Below are 16,295 nucleotides of genomic sequence, written 5' to 3' on the forward strand. Positions count from 1 at the left end.
CGCCCGCTGGGCGTGCTGCCGGCGTGGTGCTTCCGACGCCGATTATTTAAGATTGTGCCGATTTTAGCCGAAAACCCGGGGTGACCATGACCATCGACAGCGAACTCAAGACCTGGATGTGCCTGACCTGCGGCTTCGTCTACGACGAGGCGGCAGGAATGCCCCAGGAAGGCATTCCCCCCGGAACCCGCTGGGACGACATCCCCATGAACTGGGTGTGCCCGGAGTGCGGCGCACGGAAGAGCGATTTCGAGATGGTCGCCTTGTAGCTTGCCACCGACTTGGATAGTATGACGGCACGAAAAAGAGGGCGGACGCCCACAGGGGACAAACTTGGCTGACGCGGTCAATCTGCGCGGCGTAAAGGTAATGGTGATTGACGACAGCAACACCATTCGCCGCAGCGCCGAAATCTTTCTGGTGCAGGCCGGCTGCCAGGTGGTGCTGGCAGAGGACGGGTTCGACGCCCTGGCCAAGATCGCCGACCACCAACCCAATGTCATTTTCTGCGACATCATGATGCCCCGTCTGGACGGCTACCAGACCTGCGCCCTCATCAAGAAGAACGCCCGCTTCAAAGCCACCCCGGTCATCATGTTGTCGTCCAAGGACGGCCTTTTCGACCGCGCCCGGGGCCGCATGGTCGGGTCGGACCAGTACCTCACCAAGCCCTTCACCAAGGACAGCCTGTTGCAGACCGTCGCCGGATTCGCGACGGCGGCAGGCTGAGAACCATTCAGCAACTCACGGAGCACAGCATGCCGGTCAAGCGAATTCTGGTGGTCGACGACTCGCCCACGGAACGATTCTTCATCGTCGATCTTCTGACCAAGAACGGCTACCAGGTCAGCATTGCCGAAAATGGCGAGGAAGGGATCGCCAAGGCCAAGGCGGAAAAACCCGACCTCATCCTCATGGACGTGGTCATGCCGGGCCTCAACGGCTACCAGGCCACCCGCACCCTCACCCGCGACGACGAGACCAAGGGCATCCCCGTCATCGTCTGCACCACCAAGGGACAGGAGACCGACAAGATCTGGGGTCTGCGCCAGGGTGCCCTGGATTATCTGGTCAAGCCCCTCAACGCCGACGAACTGCTGAAGAAGATCGCGGCCCTGCCCTGAGGGGCTTGAAGGAGACCCCCCCGAGTCATGAGCATTGCAGTCATTCCCGCCCTCTCTCCCCCGACCCCTCACCCGCGCTGCGGGCGAGGAGGGGCCGATTCCGGCGCCGTGCGTCTGACCTGCTGATATCCATGGCCCGTAAAACCAGCCTTCGGGAATTTCAGGAGTACCTGGCCGGGCGCCTGACCAGCGCCGCCAAGGGCAAGGGTGGGGCGTCGCTGCTCGGGATTCGGGCCGGTGCCGAGGACTGGCTGCTCGACCTCGCCGACTCCGGCGAGGTCGTCCAGATGCCGAAGCTCACCCCGGTCCCGCTCACCTGCCGCTCCTTCGCCGGACTAGCCAATATCCGGGGCAGTCTCTATTCGGTGACGGATTTTTCCCTGTTCCGCGGCGGCGATCCCACACCGCAGAATGCCAACAGCCGACTGGTCCTGGTCGGCGTCAAGCACGGCTCCAACGCGGCGATTCTGGTCGGGCGCATGCTGGGCCTCAAGAATTTGGACGATTTCACGCCCGCCGAGGCGGAGCCTGGAGCGCCCTCCTGGGCGGCCCAGCGCTTCCATGACGGCAACGGCAAGCTCTGGCGCAAGCTCTCCGTCCGCGACCTGCTGGGCGACGAGAATTTCATGAACGTAGGCGTCTGAGTACACACACCAAGCGTTACAGCGGAGGAAGACGATGGCTTTCAGCTTCAAATTGCCGACCCTGGGCCGGGGCAACACCAACCCCCCTACCGAGCAGATGACCGTCTCGGAGGTGATGGGCGCCGGTGCAGGCCGCCGTGGCGCAGCCAGGGGGATTCCCCTGCCCGGCTTCCTCGCCGACAGACCGGTGGCCCAGCAGATCAAGATACTCGGCGGCGTCTTCGTCGCCACGCTGCTGGCCATCATCGTTCTGGTTCTTCTGGACAACAACCGCGCGGCCAACGGCACAGCCTACGTGACCGCCGCCGGCGAAATGCGCATGCTGTCCCAGCGGCTGGCCAAGGCCTCGTCCCTGGCCCTGCAGGGCAACCCCGCGGCCTTTGCCCAGTTGAAGGACTCCAAGGACACTTTCGCCACCCTGCTGGATCGCCTGAGCAACGGGGGCACCATCGGCGAAACCAGCGTTCCGGCGTCGCCGGGTTCCGTCCAGACCGAAATCCAGGCCCTGGCAGCCCTTTGGGGCGAGACCGAGAAAAACGCCACCGCGGTGATCGCCCAGGAAAAGAACCTGATCAATCTGGGCAAGGACGTGGCGACCATCGACGCCAAGAATCCGCAACTGCTGGACATTTCCGAACAGGTCGCCGCCCTCAAGCTGCAGAACGCCACGGGCGCCCGGGAAATCGCCGCGGCGAACCAGCTCGTGATGCTCACGCAACGCATCGCCAAGAACGCCTCCGCCATGTTGGTGGGCGACGTGATCAACCCGGAAGTGGCCTTCCTTCTCGGCAAGGACACCAACGCCTTCCGCGACCTGCTGGCCGGGCTCCAGAAGGGCAGCGAGTCCCTGCGCCTTTCCGCGGCCAACGACGCCGACACCAAGGAAAAGCTTGCCGCCCTGGAAGCCGCCTTCAAGGATTACCAGGGTGCGGTCGGCAACATCCTGGGCAATATGCAGCCCCTGGTCCTCTCCAAGCAGGCCGGCTCGCGCATCTTCCGCGAGAGCGACGACCTCCTCAAGGCGACCGACGCCCTGGCCGAGGGCTATCAGCGCGACCTGTCGTCCCGTGGGATGTACCTTTCCTTCCTCGTCGTCCTTGTGGTGCTCGCCCTGGCCAGCCTTTATTTCCTCGCCCGGGCCTACCTCGCCGATACCGAGCACCGGGCCGACCAAGCCGAGCGCCAGCGTCAGTCGTCGGAACAGATGAACCACGACAACCAGGAAGCCATCCTGCGCCTCATGAACGAACTGGGCGACCTGGCGGACGGCGACCTCACCGTCACCGCCACCGTGAGCGAGAACATCACCGGCGCCATCGCCGACTCGATCAACTACACCATCGAGGAACTGCGCGTCCTGGTCGGCCGGATCAACGACGCCGCCACCCGGGTGACGGCCGCCACCGAAATCGCCCGCCGCACCTCGAACGAACTGCTCTCCGCCGCCGAACAGCAATCCAAGGAAATTCAGGAAGCCGGCGACTCGGCGCTGTCCATGGCGCGCTCCATGAACGAAGTGTCCGGCAACGCCGGGCAGTCGGCCCAGGTGGCCCGGCAATCGCTCTCCGCTGCGGAAAAGGGTGCCGTTGCCGTGCAGGACTCCATCAAGGGCATGAACGAAATCCGCGAGCAAATCCAGGAAACCTCGAAGCGCATCAAGCGCCTGGGTGAATCGTCGCAGGAGATCGGTGAAATCGTGGAACTGATTTCCGACATTACCGAACAGACCAACGTGCTGGCCTTGAACGCCGCCATCCAGGCCGCCTCCGCCGGTGAGGCGGGACGGGGCTTCACGGTGGTGGCTGAAGAAGTGCAGCGCCTGGCCGAACGCTCGGCCGAGGCGACGAAGCAGATCGCAGCCATCGTCAAGACCATTCAGACCGACACCCAGGACGCCGTTTCCGCCATGGAGCAATCGACCCAGGGCGTGGTCGAAGGAGCCAAACTTTCCGACGCTGCCGGTCAGGCCCTGGCGGAAATTGGCGAGGTTTCGCGCAACCTTGCCGGCCTGATCGAAAGCATTTCGTCCTCGACCCAACAACAGGCCGATTCCGCCACCAGCGTTGCACGCCGCATGCAGGACATCCTGCGCGTCACCGAGCAGACCACCGCCGGTACGCAGAAAACCGCCGAAGCGGTAGACGAACTCACCAGCCTGGCCCACGAACTCAAGGGCTCCGTCGCCGGCTTCAAGGTGGACTGAACCGGGATCTGAACCCCTATGAACGCTGCCACAGAATTCGACCTGGGCCCCCTGACCTGGGTCAAGGGCGAAATCGATCTCGCCCTCGAGCGGGCCGACGAAGCGCTGCGCCAGTACGGCAGCACTGGCGACGGAACCCAGTTGAAATATTGCCGCACCCATGTACACCAGGTGCATGGCGCGCTGGCCATCGTCGGGCTGGACGGAGTCACCCAGGTCACTGAATCCCTGGAGGGCCTGCTTCAGGGCATCGAGGAAGGCAGCCTCACCCCGTCGGCCGAACGCACCGCCGCCGTCTCCGCAGCCACCACGGCCCTGCGGCAATACCTGGACGATCTCCTGGCCGGGGAACCGAATCAACCCCTGCGTCTGCTCCCGGTCTACCGCAAGTTGGCCGAGGCCCGCGGACAAGCCGCGGCCCGGGCCACGGACCTCTTCCATCCCGACCTGTCGGCCCGGCCCCCCAAGCGTGCCGCCGGCGCCAAGCTGACCCCGGAAGAACTCACCAAGCTGATCAGATCCGAGCGCACCCGTTTCCAAAAGGGCCTGCTCACCTGGCTGCGCAACCCGGCCGCCGCGGCCTCCGGTCTCGAGCAGATGCGCCAGGCCCTCAACACCATCGAAGCGACCCAGGAGACACCGGCCCATCGTGCCTTCTGGTGGGTATCGGTGGCCTTCCTCGAAGCCCTGGCCGACGGTGCTGTCGCCTCCGAAATGGAGGCCCGCCAGCTCTGCGGCCGCATCGACCTCCAGATCCGTCGTCTCCTCGAAGGCTCGCGCAATGTCGCCGAACGCCTCATGCGCGACGCCCTCTATTACGTCGCCAAGGCCCCTGCGGAGAACGGCGACGTCGCCCGCGCCGTGCGTTCCGGCTTTGGCCTGGACAGCCTCGTGCCCGCGGCAGAGATGTCCTCGGCCGCCGCGCCCCAGGAAGCCCATTTGCGCAAGCTGCGGGAATCCATCATCGCCGCCGAAGAAGCCTGGAACAAATTCTGCGCCGGCAGCGCGGGAATGCTGGCTCCCTTCGCCGAATCCTCGCGCCAGGCAGCGACCCTCACGGCAGAAGTCGGCCACACCGATTTGAAGCGCCTCGGCCAAGGGCTCGCCGCCATCGCCAACTGGCTGGCGGAAGACCCCAAGCGCCATGGCGAAGGCGTTGCCATGGAGGTGGCGACCGCCATCCTGCTGTTGCAGAACGCCCAGGAAAACTTCCGCCGCCTGGGAACCGATTTCGCCCAGCAGGTCGACCTCATGGTCGCCCGGCTCCACGCCTGCATCGCCGGCCGCCCGGCCGATACGGACGAAGCGATTCCGCTCCTCGACGAAATGACTCGCCGGGCCCAGGAAAAACTCCTGATCGCCCAGGTCGCCCGGGAAATCCAGAGCAATCTGGCCCAGATCGAACAGGCCCTGGACACCTTCTTCCGCGCCCCCGACAGCGGCGCCGGTCTTGCCGCCCTGGACAACCCCCTGAACCAGGTTTATGGCGCCCTGACCATCCTGGGCCACGACGGCGCGCTGGAGACACTCTCCCGCTGCCGTGCCCAGATCGAGCACTTCGCGGCCCCCGACTACCAGGCCAATCAGTCCGATTTCGAGGCGGTGGCCGAAGAACTCTCGATGCTGGGTTTCTTCATCGATTCCCTGCAACACGGAGCGGCCGATTACGGACAGTTCATCCGCAAATTGCTGGGCGAATCCGCGGCGGCCCAGGAAGAGTCCGAAAGCGCAGCGGACGACGACACGGCCCCGGCCCCCTCGGTCGAGCAACAACTGGAACAGCAGCGCAAGGATGCCCAGGCGCTCATGGTGGCCCTGCGCGACGCCCCCGCCGACGCCCAGTTGCGGGACGAACTCAAGCAGAACCTGCAAGCCATCCAGAAGGATGCCGACCTGGTGGCGGATCACCAGTTGGGCGAAACCGCCAAGGCGGCCCTCTCGGCTCTGGAAACCGGCACCTTCGACCCGGTCGCCACCAATTTGCGCCCCACGGCGGCCGAAGCGCCCGCCCCGTCGGCCGAAACACTCCAGCTCGCCCAGTCCAGCCACGAGGAAATCGACGCCGAACTCCTGGACATCTTCCTCGAAGAAGCCAAGGAGGTGCTGCTCACCATGGCAGGGCAGTACGAGGCCCTGGAGTCCAACCCCCACGATGGCGAAGCTCTGACCACCCTGCGCCGCTCTTCCCACACCCTCAAAGGCAGTGGCCGCATGGTGGGTTTGAAGGATCTGGGCGAAGCCGCCTGGGCCATCGAGCAGACACTCAATCTCTGGTTGCGTCAGGAACTGCCGGTCACGCCGGACCTCCTCAGCCTGTTGCAGCAGAGTTGCGAAGTCTTCGGCGCCTGGGTGGGCCACCTGGAAAATCCCTCCGTCCCGGCCCCCGACCCGCGCGCCATGGTCGCCCTTGCCGAGCGCCTGCGGGACTCCGGCGACACGGCGGCGGCCCCGACACCCTCGCCTTCGCCTGCGAGCGCCCAGGTCATCCAGCTTCCCACCGCCAGCGCCCCCATTCCGGCACCGTCCGAGATCGTCGACATCCCGGACATCGAACCCCTTGAGCCCATCGAGGCCAATTTCAACGACATCGTCCCCGAACTGGGCACGGCCTCGAATCTGGCCATGGAATTCTCCCTGGACGCCGTGGACACCGCAGCCGTTGAAGGCAGCGACGCCTACGACCCGGCGGCGACCCAGGTCAATCCGAACCTCCCTCCGAGCCCGGCCGCCTCAGTGCCCGGTTTCGAAGACCTGGGCGCCTTCGTGGGGGCCGACACCCTGGTCTCCCCCTTCTTCGCCCGGGAGCACGAGGAATTCGCCCCTCCGCCGGAGGAGCCCTTGGTCGCGCCGCAGCCCGCCCTGCCCCTCGCACCGGAGCCCCCCCCGGCCCGGCAGGAGGCCCCTCCTGAACCGGAGCCGCCGCCCCGCGCCGAGGCGCCCGCGCCTGCCCCCTCCTTTGAGGATATGGGGAGCTTCGTTGGTGCCGAAACCCTGGTCGCACCTTTCTTTGGCCGCGAGAGCGAAGAATTCGCGCCTCCGCCCGAAACGCCGATCTTTGCGCCCCCGCCCTTCGCAGCGCCCAGCGAAGGCCCCGCTGCGCCCGCCGAGGCCCCGGTGCTCGCCACTCCCGACGCGCGTCCGGAGCCTCCCGCCCCGGCGCCGACGCCTCCTGCTGATCCCTTCGACGACCTGGGCGCCTTCGTCGGTGCCGACACCCAGGTTGCCCCCTTCTTCGCCGCCGAGTCCCCAGAGGAGGTGCGCCCCGGGGCGCACATCTTTCCCGATACTCTCGAGACCGCTGAAGAAGACACCGGACTGACGGCCACCCTGGTCGAGCCGGTCATGGCCGACCAGGACGAAGCGCCCCCGACAGGCGAACCCGAAGCCGGCCGGCTGCCCGACACCGTCGTCGAGCCGGCCGCCTTCGGCCTCGGCCACGCGGAGGTGGAAGTTGCCTTCGCAGCCGAGCCCGAGATCCCGCCGGCGGCCTGCGCAACTGCCTCTTCCGGGGGTCCCTTCGACGCCGAAAGCACCTGGTTCGCCTCCCCCCCCGGGGATGAAGTGGCCCCGGCAGCAGAAGCCGAGGGAGGCCACCTGGCCGAAACCGTCGTCGATCCCGGGGCCTTTTCCTTCGACGAGTCGAGTTTCGCGGTTTCCTTCGAACCCGAGCCGGCCCCCGAACCCGAGCCGCCCCCCGAGCCCGTCCCAGCCCTCTCCGCCGCAGCACCAGCGGAGCCCGAACCGCTGACCGTCTGCCCATCACCGGCGGGCGACGATGCCCCGCCGGCCCCGGAGGCCGCACCGGAAGCCCCGCCCCCCACCCTGTTCGATATTTTCCGGGAGGAAGCCCGGGGGCATCTCGACACCCTGCACGCCAGCCTCGCGGATTTGGCTGCCCATCCCTCTGCCCCGACCACCTTCGAGATGACCCGGGCCGCCCACACCTTGGGCGGCATTGCCGCCACGGTCGGCCTGCATCCCATCCACCATCTGGCCGTCGCCCTGGAGCATGCCCTCCTGCGGCGCGACACCAGCGCCCGCCCCGACAGCATCGCGGGCCTGGAGACCGTGCGGCAGGCGATCCTGGGCCTGGAGGACATGTTTGGCACCCTGGGCGACGAGCGGGGTCCCGCGCCGCTGCCCACCGTCGTTCAGGCCCTGGACGAGATATTCCCGCCCCCTGGACCCGCGCCCGAGCCTCCTGCCGCCGAGGAAGCCGCCGAGCCTCTGGCCGAAATCCCGCCCGAGGCTGTCGCTTTGCCGAGCGAGTCCGTCGAGGAAGCCGCAGCTCCGGCGCCGGAGCTGGAAATGCCCCGGCTCAAGGACGAACTCGACGACCAGTTGCTGCCCATCTTCCTCGAGGAAGCCCAGGAACTGGTGCGCGGCTTCAATGAGCAGATCGCCGCCTGGCGTGGCCAGCCGGGAGACGGCGCGGCGCCGCGGGCGCTGGCCCGCCATCTCCATACCTTCAAGGGCAGCGCCCGCATGGCCGGCGCCATGAACCTGGGCGAACTGACCCACCGCCTGGAGACCCGGGTGGAGGAAATCCTGCGGGGTGGAAGCGGCAGTCCGGCCCAGATCGATGAAGTCGAAGGCGGTTGCGACACCCTGGTTCTCTTCCTCGACCGTCTCCAGGGCGGGGAACTGCCCGTGCTCTTCCCGGAGGCGGCGCCGGTGGCTGCGGTGGAGCAGGCCGCTCCCGCCGCCCCGGCCGCAGAAGTTGCTCAAAGAGTCGCGGCGACGACCGTGGCGGTCAAGGACGCTCCCCATCCCGAGGGAGAGCACGAGGCCGCCGACCGGCGTGCCACCCTGCGGGTCCGGGCCGAGCTGGTGGACCGGCTGGTTAACGAAGCCGGCGAACTGTCCATCGCCCGGGCGCGCATCGAAGGCGAAATGCGCGGCCTCAAGTCCTCGCTCCTGGACCTGACCGAAAACGTCATTCGTTTGCGGCGGCAGTTGCGCGACATCGAGATCCAGGCGGAAACGCAAATCCAGGCCCGGGTTGCCCAGGCCCACGACGGCCAGGCCGAATTCGACCCCCTGGAACTCGACCGCTTCACCCGCTTCCAGGAACTCACCCGCTTCATGGCCGAATCGGTCAATGACGTGGCGACGGTGCAGCAGAACCTGCTCAAGAACCTGGACGACGCCAACGCCGCCCTGCTCGCCCAGGCCCGCCTCAACCGGGGCCTGCAACAGGAACTGATGGGCGTGCGCATGCTGCCCTTCGCCAGCCAGGCGGAGCGGCTCTACCGCATCGTGCGACAGACCTCCAAGGAACTCGGCAAGAGGGCCAACCTGGACATCCGGGGCGGTCAGGTGGAAATCGACCGCTCCGTCCTGGACAAGATGCTCGCTCCCCTGGAGCACATGCTGCGCAACGCGGTCACCCACGGCATCGAGACCCGTGCCGAACGCAGCGACCAGGGCAAGGGGGACATCGGCGAAATCACCCTGGCGCTGCGCCAGGAAGGCAACGAAATCATCATCGCCATGAGCGACGACGGCCGTGGCCTGGACGCCGGGCGTATCCGTGCCAAGGCGGAATCCCTGGGTTTCCTGACCCCGGGAGAGGAGGCCGACGACGCCCGCGTGTTCGACTTCATCTTCCAGCCCGGTTTCTCCACCGCCGGCGAGGTGACCCAGATCGCCGGCCGCGGGGTCGGCATGGACGTGGTCAAGACCGAAGTCGCCAGCCTGGGCGGCCGCATCGAAATTGCCACGACACCGGGCCAGGGGACGACCTTCCGTCTCTACCTGCCCCTCACCCTGGCGGTAACTCAGACCCTGCTGGTACGCACAGGCAGCAGCCTCTACGCCGTGCCCTCGACCATGATCGAGCAGGTTCTGGAAATGAAGGAAAAGGATCTGGCCGCCCTGCGCGACAAGGGTGAGGCCGAGTGGCATGGCAACCGCTACCCCTTCCATTTCCTGCCCCATCTGCTGGGCGAATCCGGCGCCCTGCCGGAAAGCCATCGCCGCTACTGGGTCATCCTGACCCGCTCCGGCGCCCAGCGTGCCGCCGTACAGGTGGACGAGTTGAAGGGCAACCAGGAAGTCGTGGTCAAGCACATCGGCGCCCAACTCGCCCGGGTGGTCGGCATCGACGGGGCCACGGTGTTGGGTGACGGTCAGGTGGTGCTCATTCTCAATCCGGTAGCCCTGGCCAACCGCGCCCTGAGTCTCAGCCTCCCGGCAGGAACCCCGGTCTCCGCAGCCCCCGTCGCCGCGGCACCGACCACCCTGCCTACCGTGCTGGTAGTCGACGATTCCCTCACCGTGCGCAAGATCACCGGCCGCCTGCTGGCCCGCGAGGGCTATCAGGTGGTCACCGCCAAGGATGGCGTCGATGCCCTTGAGCAACTGCAGGAGATCGTGCCGGACGTGATCCTGTCAGATATCGAAATGCCCCGCATGGATGGCTTCGAACTGGTGCGCAACATTCGCGCCGACGCCCAGTGGAAGACGGTGCCCATCATCATGATCACCTCCCGCACGGCAGACAAACACCGCAACTACGCCCAGGAGATTGGCGCTGACCACTACCTGGGCAAGCCCTACGACGAAGAGGAACTGCTCGGCCTCATCGCCCGCTACACCCGCGCCCCGCGCTGATTCTCAGGCGTTCAGACGCCCTGGTAGCGGGCCAGGGTGCGCAGGCGGGCAGCCGCGTGGTCCACCAGGGGGAGCGGGTAATCCCGCCCGATGGTCACCCCGGCGGCTGCCTGCTCCGCAGGCGACATGCGCCAAGGCGCGTGCAGATGGCGCAGGGGCACCCGCTCTAGTTCCGGCACGTAACGGCGGATGAAACGTCCCTCGGGGTCGAAGCGCTGCGACTGGGTCACCGGATTGAAGATGCGGAACCAGGGCTGCGCGTCGCAGCCCGTGGACGCCGCCCACTGCCAGCCGCCGTTGTTGGCGGCCAGATCGAAGTCGTTCAGGCTGGCGGCGAAGTGCGCCTCACCCAGGCGCCAGTCGAGTCCCAGGGTCTTGCATAGAAAGGAAGCCGTCACCATGCGCAGGCGGTTGTGCTGGTAGCCGCTGCGAGCCAACTGCCGCATGCCGGCGTCCACCAGGGGGTAGCCGGTGCGACCCGCCTTCCACGCCTCGAACCCCTGCGGCCAGTCGTCCCAGACCAGACGGTCGAATTCGGGCCGGAAGGCGCCACGCGCGGCGTGGGGAAAATGGTCGAGGATCATGAAGAAGAAATCCCGCCAGGCCAGTTCCCGCAGCCAGGTTTCCGCCCCCCCGCCGCCCGCGCCGAGGGCAGCGGTGGCCACCTCGCGTAGCGAGAGCGTGCCAAAGCGCAGATGGACCGACAGATAGGAGACTCCCTTTACGGCGGGAAAGTCCCGCGCCTCGGCGTAGCGCGCCAGGCGCGGACGAAAGTCCTCCCAGGCCGCCCGGGCGCCGGACATGCCGCAACGGATGCCCAGGGCCGCCAGATCGGTGGTCACGAATCCGAGTTCGGCCAGCCCGGGGATTCCTGCTGCCGCGGCGCTCCTCACCAGCCTGGGCTCGCCCCCGCAGAGTGCAAGGCCTTCTTGGGCCAGGCGTGCCCGCCAGACCCGTCCGTAGGGCGTGAAGACCGTGTAGGGCCGCCCGGCCTGGCTGAGAATCTCGTCGCCGTCGAAGAGCACCTGATCCTTGAAGTCGCGGAAGGCGATGCCGGAGCGGCACAACTCCGCTGCCACCGCAGCATCGCGAGCCTTGGCCGCGGGCTCGTAGTCCCGGTTGGCGAACACGGCCGCCACACCCAGTTCCCGCGCCAGAAGGGGAATTTCCTCCTGCGCCCGCCCCTGGCGCACGATGAGGCCACCGCCCCGAGCGCGCAACGCGGCATCGAGTTCCACCAGGGAGTCGCGCAGGTAATGCACGCGCCGGTCGGTGCGTGAAGGCAGGGCATCGAGGATGTCCCGGTCGAACACGAAGGCGCAATGAACCTGCCCGGCCCCGGTCGCGGCCGCCAGGGCTGCGTGGTCGTAGTCGCGCAGGTCACGGCGGAACCAGACCAGAACCGATGTCAAAGTCTCAGGCTTCACCGCCCGCCCCTCTCGCCACCCCGCAGCTCAAGTCCGCCAAAGCCTCCCTGGAACCAGCATTTCGCCATGATCTCGTGCCCGAATGAACAATCCCGGATTAGAATTCCCGCCATGGATAGCGTCAATCTGACCGACAATTTCCTCATCGCCATGCCGGCGATGGAGGATCGCTACTTTGCCCACAGCCTCGTTTATATCTGCGAGCACAACGCCAACGGCGCCCTGGGCATTATCGTCAATCGGCCCATCGACATGACCCTGGCCGGGCTGTTCGAGAAAATCGACCTTCCCTTCGGGCCGGACGACCTGGGGGACTCACCGGTGTACTTCGGCGGGCCGGTCCAGCTCGACCGCGGCTTCGTCCTGCACCGGCCCCTGGGGAGTTGGCAATCGACCCTGGCCGTCAATGAGGAAGTAGGGCTCACCAGTTCCCGTGACATCCTGGCCCATGTGGGCAACGCCGGTCAGCCGCGGGAAATCATCGTCACCCTGGGCTACGCCGGTTGGGGCGCCGGCCAGCTTGAGGACGAACTGGCCAAGAACGCCTGGCTGACGGTAGCCGCCCGTTCATCCATTCTTTTCGACCTGCCCCCCGAGGAACGCCTGCCGGCGGCCATGCAGAACCTGGGCGTCAGCTTCTCGCAGCTTTCCGACGTCGCGGGTCACGCCTAGCTGTGAGTCAGATGGGTTCAGTTATGTTTGGCAAGCCCCGCATCCCCGCTCGCTTTGTCGCTCACCCTCGCCATGGTTTCGGCTATGGCTGCGGTGCGCGTCTGGCCAGGCGAGCGCATCCCCCGCTTCCCTATTGTTCCGCAAGCTGCGGTGCAGGCGGCTAGTGCCCACCGTGCTGGCTTTCGATTTTGGGGAGAAGCGCATCGGCGTCGCGGTGGGGGAGACTCTCCTGGCCCAGGCCCATCCCCTTACCGTGATCGCGACGGGCGACCGGGAGCGGCGCTGGCAGGCCATTGCAGCCCTGGTGGCCGAGTGGCAGCCCGTCCGTCTGGTGGTCGGCCTGCCCACTCACGTCGACGGCACGGCCCACGCCATGACCGAGAGGTGCCGCCGCTTTGGCGACAGCCTGCGCCGACGCCATGCCCTGCCGGTGGATTTCGCCGACGAGCGCCTGTCTTCTTTGGACGCGCAATCGCGCCTGCGGGAGACGGGACGCAACGCCCGGTCCGCCAAGGGCGTGCTCGACGCCGTCGCCGCCCAATTGATTCTGCAAACCTGGTTCGAGTGCCACGCCAATGATCTCTCTTCCCCTGCCTGACGCCGAGGCCCAATGCCGCCTCCTGGCCGAGGCCCTGCGCCCGCGCCTGGCCTGCAATCCCGCCCTGGTGGGCATCCACAGTGGCGGCGCCTGGATCGCCGAGAGGCTGCGGGAAATCCTGGGCATCGGCGAGGGCATCGGCCTCATCGACGTCTCTTTCTACCGCGACGATTTTGCCGCCAAGGGGCTCCATCCGCAGGTGCGTCCGACGGACATCCCCTTCGACGTTGAGAATCGCCACCTCATCCTGGTGGACGACGTGCTCTACACCGGCCGCACCACCCGGGCCGCCCTCAACGAGTTGTTCGACTACGGCCGCCCGGCCTCGGTGGAACTCGCCGTCCTGGCCGACCGGGGCGAGCGGGAACTGCCCATCGCCCCCACCTACTGCCCCTGGACCCTCAGCCTGGCCGCCGGAGAAAGCCTCACCCTGGCCCAGGACGATACCGGCCGCCTCTTCTGGAGGCTGGAGCATGCGTAATCCCCAGCTCAACGCCAACGGCGAACTGACCCACCTCCTCTCCATCGAGGGCCTCCCGCGGGAGGTGGTGACCCACATCCTCGACACCGCAGCCTCGTTCATGGAGGTTTCCGAGCGGGAGGTGAAGAAGGTTCCCCTGCTGCGCGGAAAGAGCGTCTTCAACCTGTTTTTCGAGAACTCGACCCGCACCCGCACCACCTTCGAAATCGCGGCCAAGCGCCTGTCGGCCGACGTCATCAACCTGGACATCGGCCGCTCCTCGACGGCCAAGGGCGAGACGCTGCTCGACACCATCGACAACCTGTGCGCCATGCACGCCAACCTGTTCGTCGTGCGCCACAGCGCCAGCGGCGCCCCCTATCTCATCGCCGAGCACCTGACCCGGGTGGGTCGCGAGGACATCCACGTCGTCAATGCCGGCGACGGGCGCCACGCCCACCCCACCCAGGGCCTGCTCGACATGTACACCATCCGCCACTACAAGAAGGATTTCAGCAATCTGACGGTGGCCATCGTGGGCGACATCCTGCACTCCCGGGTGGCCCGTTCCGACATCCACGCCCTCACCACCCTGGGGGTGCCCGAAGTGCGCGCCATCGGCCCCCAGACGCTGCTCCCGGGCCACCTGGACCGCATGGGCGTGCATGTCTTTCACGACATGGCCGAAGGCCTCAAGGGCTGTGACGTGGTCATCATGCTGCGTCTCCAGAATGAACGCATGAACGGCGCCCTCCTGCCTTCCGCGGGGGAGTACTTCCGCCTCTACGGCCTCACCCCGGACAAGCTGGCCCGGGCCAAGGATGACGCCATCGTCATGCACCCGGGGCCCATGAACCGGGGCGTGGAAATCCACTCCGTCGTCGCCGACGGGCCCCAGGCGGTCATCCTGCCCCAGGTGACCTTCGGCATCGCCGTGCGCATGGCGGTCATGAGCATCGTCGCAGGGAATTGACATGGAACGCATCGCCATCACCAACGGCCGCCTCATCGATCCCCGCAACGGCATCGACCGGCCGGCCAGCCTCTACCTCGCCGCGGGACGCGTGGTCGCCGTCGGCACCGCCCCGGCGGATTTCAGCGCCGACCGGGTGATCGACGCGGCCGGAGCCGTCGTCTGTCCCGGCTTCATCGACCTCGGCGCCCGGCTGAACAGCATCGAGGCGGAACTCGCCGCCGCCGTCGCCGGGGGCGTGACTTCGGTGGTCGTCCCCCCGGACGCCGACCCACCCCTAGACGAACCCGAACTCGCCGACCGCCTGGTGCACCGCGCCGCCGACATCGGCAAGGCCCGGGTACTCCCCCTGGGTGCCCTCACCCTGGGCCTCGACGGCGAGCGCCTGGCGGAACTCGCCGGGCTTGCCCGGGCCGGCTGCGTCGCCTTCTCCCAGGCCAACCGGCCGGTGGTCGACACCGAGGCCCTGTTGCGCGCCCTGGAGTACGCGGCCACCTTCGGCTACGCCGTCTGGCTGCGGCCCCAGGATCATTGGTTGTCCCGCAACGGCAACGCCCACGCCGGCGAAGTGGCCAGCCGCCTGGGCCTGGCGGGCATCCCGGTCAGCGCGGAAACCATCGCCATCGCCACCCTGGTGCAACTGGCCCGGGACACCGGGGTGCGGCTCCACCTGACCCGCCTCTCGTCGGGGGCCGGCGTGCGTCAGGTCGAGGCGGCCCGGGCAGAGGGCCTGGCCGTCACCGCCGACGTCGGCGTGCATCACCTGCACCTGACGGAAAACGATATCGGCTACTTTGACAGCCAGGCCCGCTTCGACCCGCCGCTGCGCACCCAGGCCGACCGCGAGGCCCTTTCCGCCGCTGCCGCCCGCGGGGTGGTCGCCATTTGCTCCGACCACACGCCGGTGGGCGCCGACGACAAGTTGCTGCCCTTCGGGGAGGCGAAACCCGGCGCCACCGGTCTCGAACTCCTGCTGCCCCTCACCCTCAAGTGGGCCGCCCGGGCCGGCGTCGATCTCGCCACCGCCCTGGCCCGCATCACCACCGATCCGGCGGCCGTGCTGGGCAGCGACCGCGGCCACCTGGCCATCGGCGCCCCGGCCGACGTGTGCATATTCGATCCCGACGCCGTGTGGCAGGTCCAGCCCCAGAACCTCAGGAGCAAGGGCAAGAACACGCCTTTCCTGGGCTACGAGGTACAAGGCCGGGTGCGAACCACCCTGGTGGACGGCGCGCTACGCTGAGCGCTCCCCACCGCGAACGGGGTCACCGACCCGGTTCCGTACCCAGAAGACGTTCCAGGATGAGCGCACCGGGAAGTATCACCGCCACCCGCTTCTGGCGTGAGGATTCGCCGCTCTTCAGCGTCAAGGCAGTCCGGGGCAGGCCCAGCCGCTCCGCAAGGTAGGCCAGGAGTTCCGCGTTCGCCTTGCCGTCCACCGGCGGGGCGGCAAGGCGAACCTTGAGTGCCTCGCCGTGTTCACCGACGATTTCGGTCTTTTTCGCACCCGGTTGCACGTGCAGGCGCAGCACCACCGCCGCACCATCGGCCTGGAGCCAGGCGGGAATCCTGGCGGCGG

At 67.4% G+C, this 16,295-nt stretch carries 13 protein-coding genes and 1 pseudogene; 12 read left to right on the plus strand and 2 right to left on the minus strand.

The genetic code is table 11. From position 1 onward, the window contains the following. Window positions 1–86 precede the first annotated feature (86 nt). From IPM73_15300 to IPM73_15330, 7 genes and pseudogenes are all read left to right on the plus strand, one after another. Complete coding sequence (locus IPM73_15300; GenBank protein ID MBK8919368.1) at window positions 87–269, plus strand: rubredoxin; 183 nt, start codon at window positions 87–89, stop codon at window positions 267–269. 100 nt (window positions 270–369) lie between these two features. Continuing rightward, window positions 370–729, plus strand: a complete 360-nt coding sequence (locus IPM73_15305) for a response regulator (protein ID MBK8919369.1) — start codon at window positions 370–372, stop codon at window positions 727–729. Between the two features lie 29 nt (window positions 730–758). Next, on the plus strand, window positions 759–1,124 hold the full coding sequence (locus tag IPM73_15310) for a response regulator (protein ID MBK8919370.1): 366 nt from the start codon (window positions 759–761) through the stop codon (window positions 1,122–1,124). Between the two features lie 131 nt (window positions 1,125–1,255). Beyond that, complete coding sequence (locus IPM73_15315) at window positions 1,256–1,768, plus strand: chemotaxis protein CheW (GenBank protein ID MBK8919371.1); 513 nt, start codon at window positions 1,256–1,258, stop codon at window positions 1,766–1,768. A 34-nt stretch (window positions 1,769–1,802) separates the two neighbouring features. Next, window positions 1,803–3,971 (plus strand): type IV pili methyl-accepting chemotaxis transducer N-terminal domain-containing protein, encoded by a 2,169-nt coding sequence (locus tag IPM73_15320; GenBank protein ID MBK8919372.1) that lies wholly within the window; start codon window positions 1,803–1,805, stop codon window positions 3,969–3,971. A gap of 18 nt (window positions 3,972–3,989) precedes the next feature. Continuing rightward, window positions 3,990–6,395, plus strand: a pseudogene (locus tag IPM73_15325) (Hpt domain-containing protein). After that, window positions 6,369–10,586: a response regulator gene (locus IPM73_15330; GenBank protein ID MBK8919373.1), complete on the plus strand. Its 4,218-nt coding sequence runs from the start codon at window positions 6,369–6,371 to the stop codon at window positions 10,584–10,586. The pseudogene IPM73_15325 and the gene IPM73_15330 overlap by 27 nt, the downstream one beginning before the upstream one ends. A gap of 11 nt (window positions 10,587–10,597) precedes the next feature. Here IPM73_15330 and IPM73_15335 read toward each other — a convergent pair whose 3' ends face one another. Next, window positions 10,598–11,998: a deoxyribodipyrimidine photo-lyase gene (locus tag IPM73_15335; GenBank protein MBK8919374.1), complete on the minus strand. Its 1,401-nt coding sequence runs from the start codon at window positions 11,996–11,998 to the stop codon at window positions 10,598–10,600. Window positions 11,999–12,124: 126 nt separating this feature from the next. Between IPM73_15335 and IPM73_15340 the strand changes: the two genes are divergently transcribed. The 5 genes from IPM73_15340 (at window position 12,125) to IPM73_15360 (ending at window position 15,959) form a co-directional block, all read left to right on the plus strand. Then, complete coding sequence (locus IPM73_15340; protein MBK8919375.1) at window positions 12,125–12,685, plus strand: YqgE/AlgH family protein; 561 nt, start codon at window positions 12,125–12,127, stop codon at window positions 12,683–12,685. Between the two features lie 163 nt (window positions 12,686–12,848). Then, window positions 12,849–13,283, plus strand: coding sequence for a Holliday junction resolvase RuvX (gene ruvX / locus IPM73_15345; protein MBK8919376.1), 435 nt, complete (start codon window positions 12,849–12,851; stop codon window positions 13,281–13,283). Next, window positions 13,261–13,764 (plus strand): bifunctional pyr operon transcriptional regulator/uracil phosphoribosyltransferase PyrR, encoded by a 504-nt coding sequence (gene pyrR / locus IPM73_15350; GenBank protein MBK8919377.1) that lies wholly within the window; start codon window positions 13,261–13,263, stop codon window positions 13,762–13,764. The genes ruvX and pyrR overlap by 23 nt, the downstream gene beginning before the upstream one ends. Continuing rightward, window positions 13,757–14,716 (plus strand): aspartate carbamoyltransferase catalytic subunit, encoded by a 960-nt coding sequence (locus tag IPM73_15355; GenBank protein ID MBK8919378.1) that lies wholly within the window; start codon window positions 13,757–13,759, stop codon window positions 14,714–14,716. The genes pyrR and IPM73_15355 overlap by 8 nt, the downstream gene beginning before the upstream one ends. Before the next feature lies 1 nt (window position 14,717). Further along, window positions 14,718–15,959 (plus strand): dihydroorotase, encoded by a 1,242-nt coding sequence (locus IPM73_15360; GenBank protein ID MBK8919379.1) that lies wholly within the window; start codon window positions 14,718–14,720, stop codon window positions 15,957–15,959. 22 nt (window positions 15,960–15,981) lie between these two features. Here the strand turns inward: IPM73_15360 and IPM73_15365 are convergent, their stop codons facing one another. Further along, a complete protein-coding gene (locus IPM73_15365; GenBank protein MBK8919380.1) occupies window positions 15,982–16,284 on the minus strand; it encodes a YggU family protein in 303 nt (100 codons plus the stop codon). Window positions 16,285–16,295: the final 11 nt, after the last annotated feature.

The sequence above is a fragment of the Betaproteobacteria bacterium genome (genome assembly GCA_016720065.1).
In the GTDB taxonomy this organism is placed as follows: domain Bacteria; phylum Pseudomonadota; class Gammaproteobacteria; order Burkholderiales; family Rhodocyclaceae; genus SSSZ01.

Coding starts and splice junctions, on each gene's coding strand:
- IPM73_15300 (MBK8919368.1), top strand. CDS start 87: ATGACCATCGACAGCGAACTCAAGACCTGGATGTGCCTGACCTGCGGC.
- IPM73_15305 (MBK8919369.1), top strand. CDS start 370: ATGGTGATTGACGACAGCAACACCATTCGCCGCAGCGCCGAAATCTTT.
- IPM73_15310 (MBK8919370.1), top strand. CDS start 759: ATGCCGGTCAAGCGAATTCTGGTGGTCGACGACTCGCCCACGGAACGA.
- IPM73_15315 (MBK8919371.1), top strand. CDS start 1,256: ATGGCCCGTAAAACCAGCCTTCGGGAATTTCAGGAGTACCTGGCCGGG.
- IPM73_15320 (MBK8919372.1), top strand. CDS start 1,803: ATGGCTTTCAGCTTCAAATTGCCGACCCTGGGCCGGGGCAACACCAAC.
- IPM73_15330 (MBK8919373.1), top strand. CDS start 6,369: ATGGTCGCCCTTGCCGAGCGCCTGCGGGACTCCGGCGACACGGCGGCG.
- IPM73_15340 (MBK8919375.1), top strand. CDS start 12,125: ATGGATAGCGTCAATCTGACCGACAATTTCCTCATCGCCATGCCGGCG.
- pyrR (MBK8919377.1), top strand. CDS start 13,261: ATGATCTCTCTTCCCCTGCCTGACGCCGAGGCCCAATGCCGCCTCCTG.
- IPM73_15355 (MBK8919378.1), top strand. CDS start 13,757: ATGCGTAATCCCCAGCTCAACGCCAACGGCGAACTGACCCACCTCCTC.
- IPM73_15360 (MBK8919379.1), top strand. CDS start 14,718: ATGGAACGCATCGCCATCACCAACGGCCGCCTCATCGATCCCCGCAAC.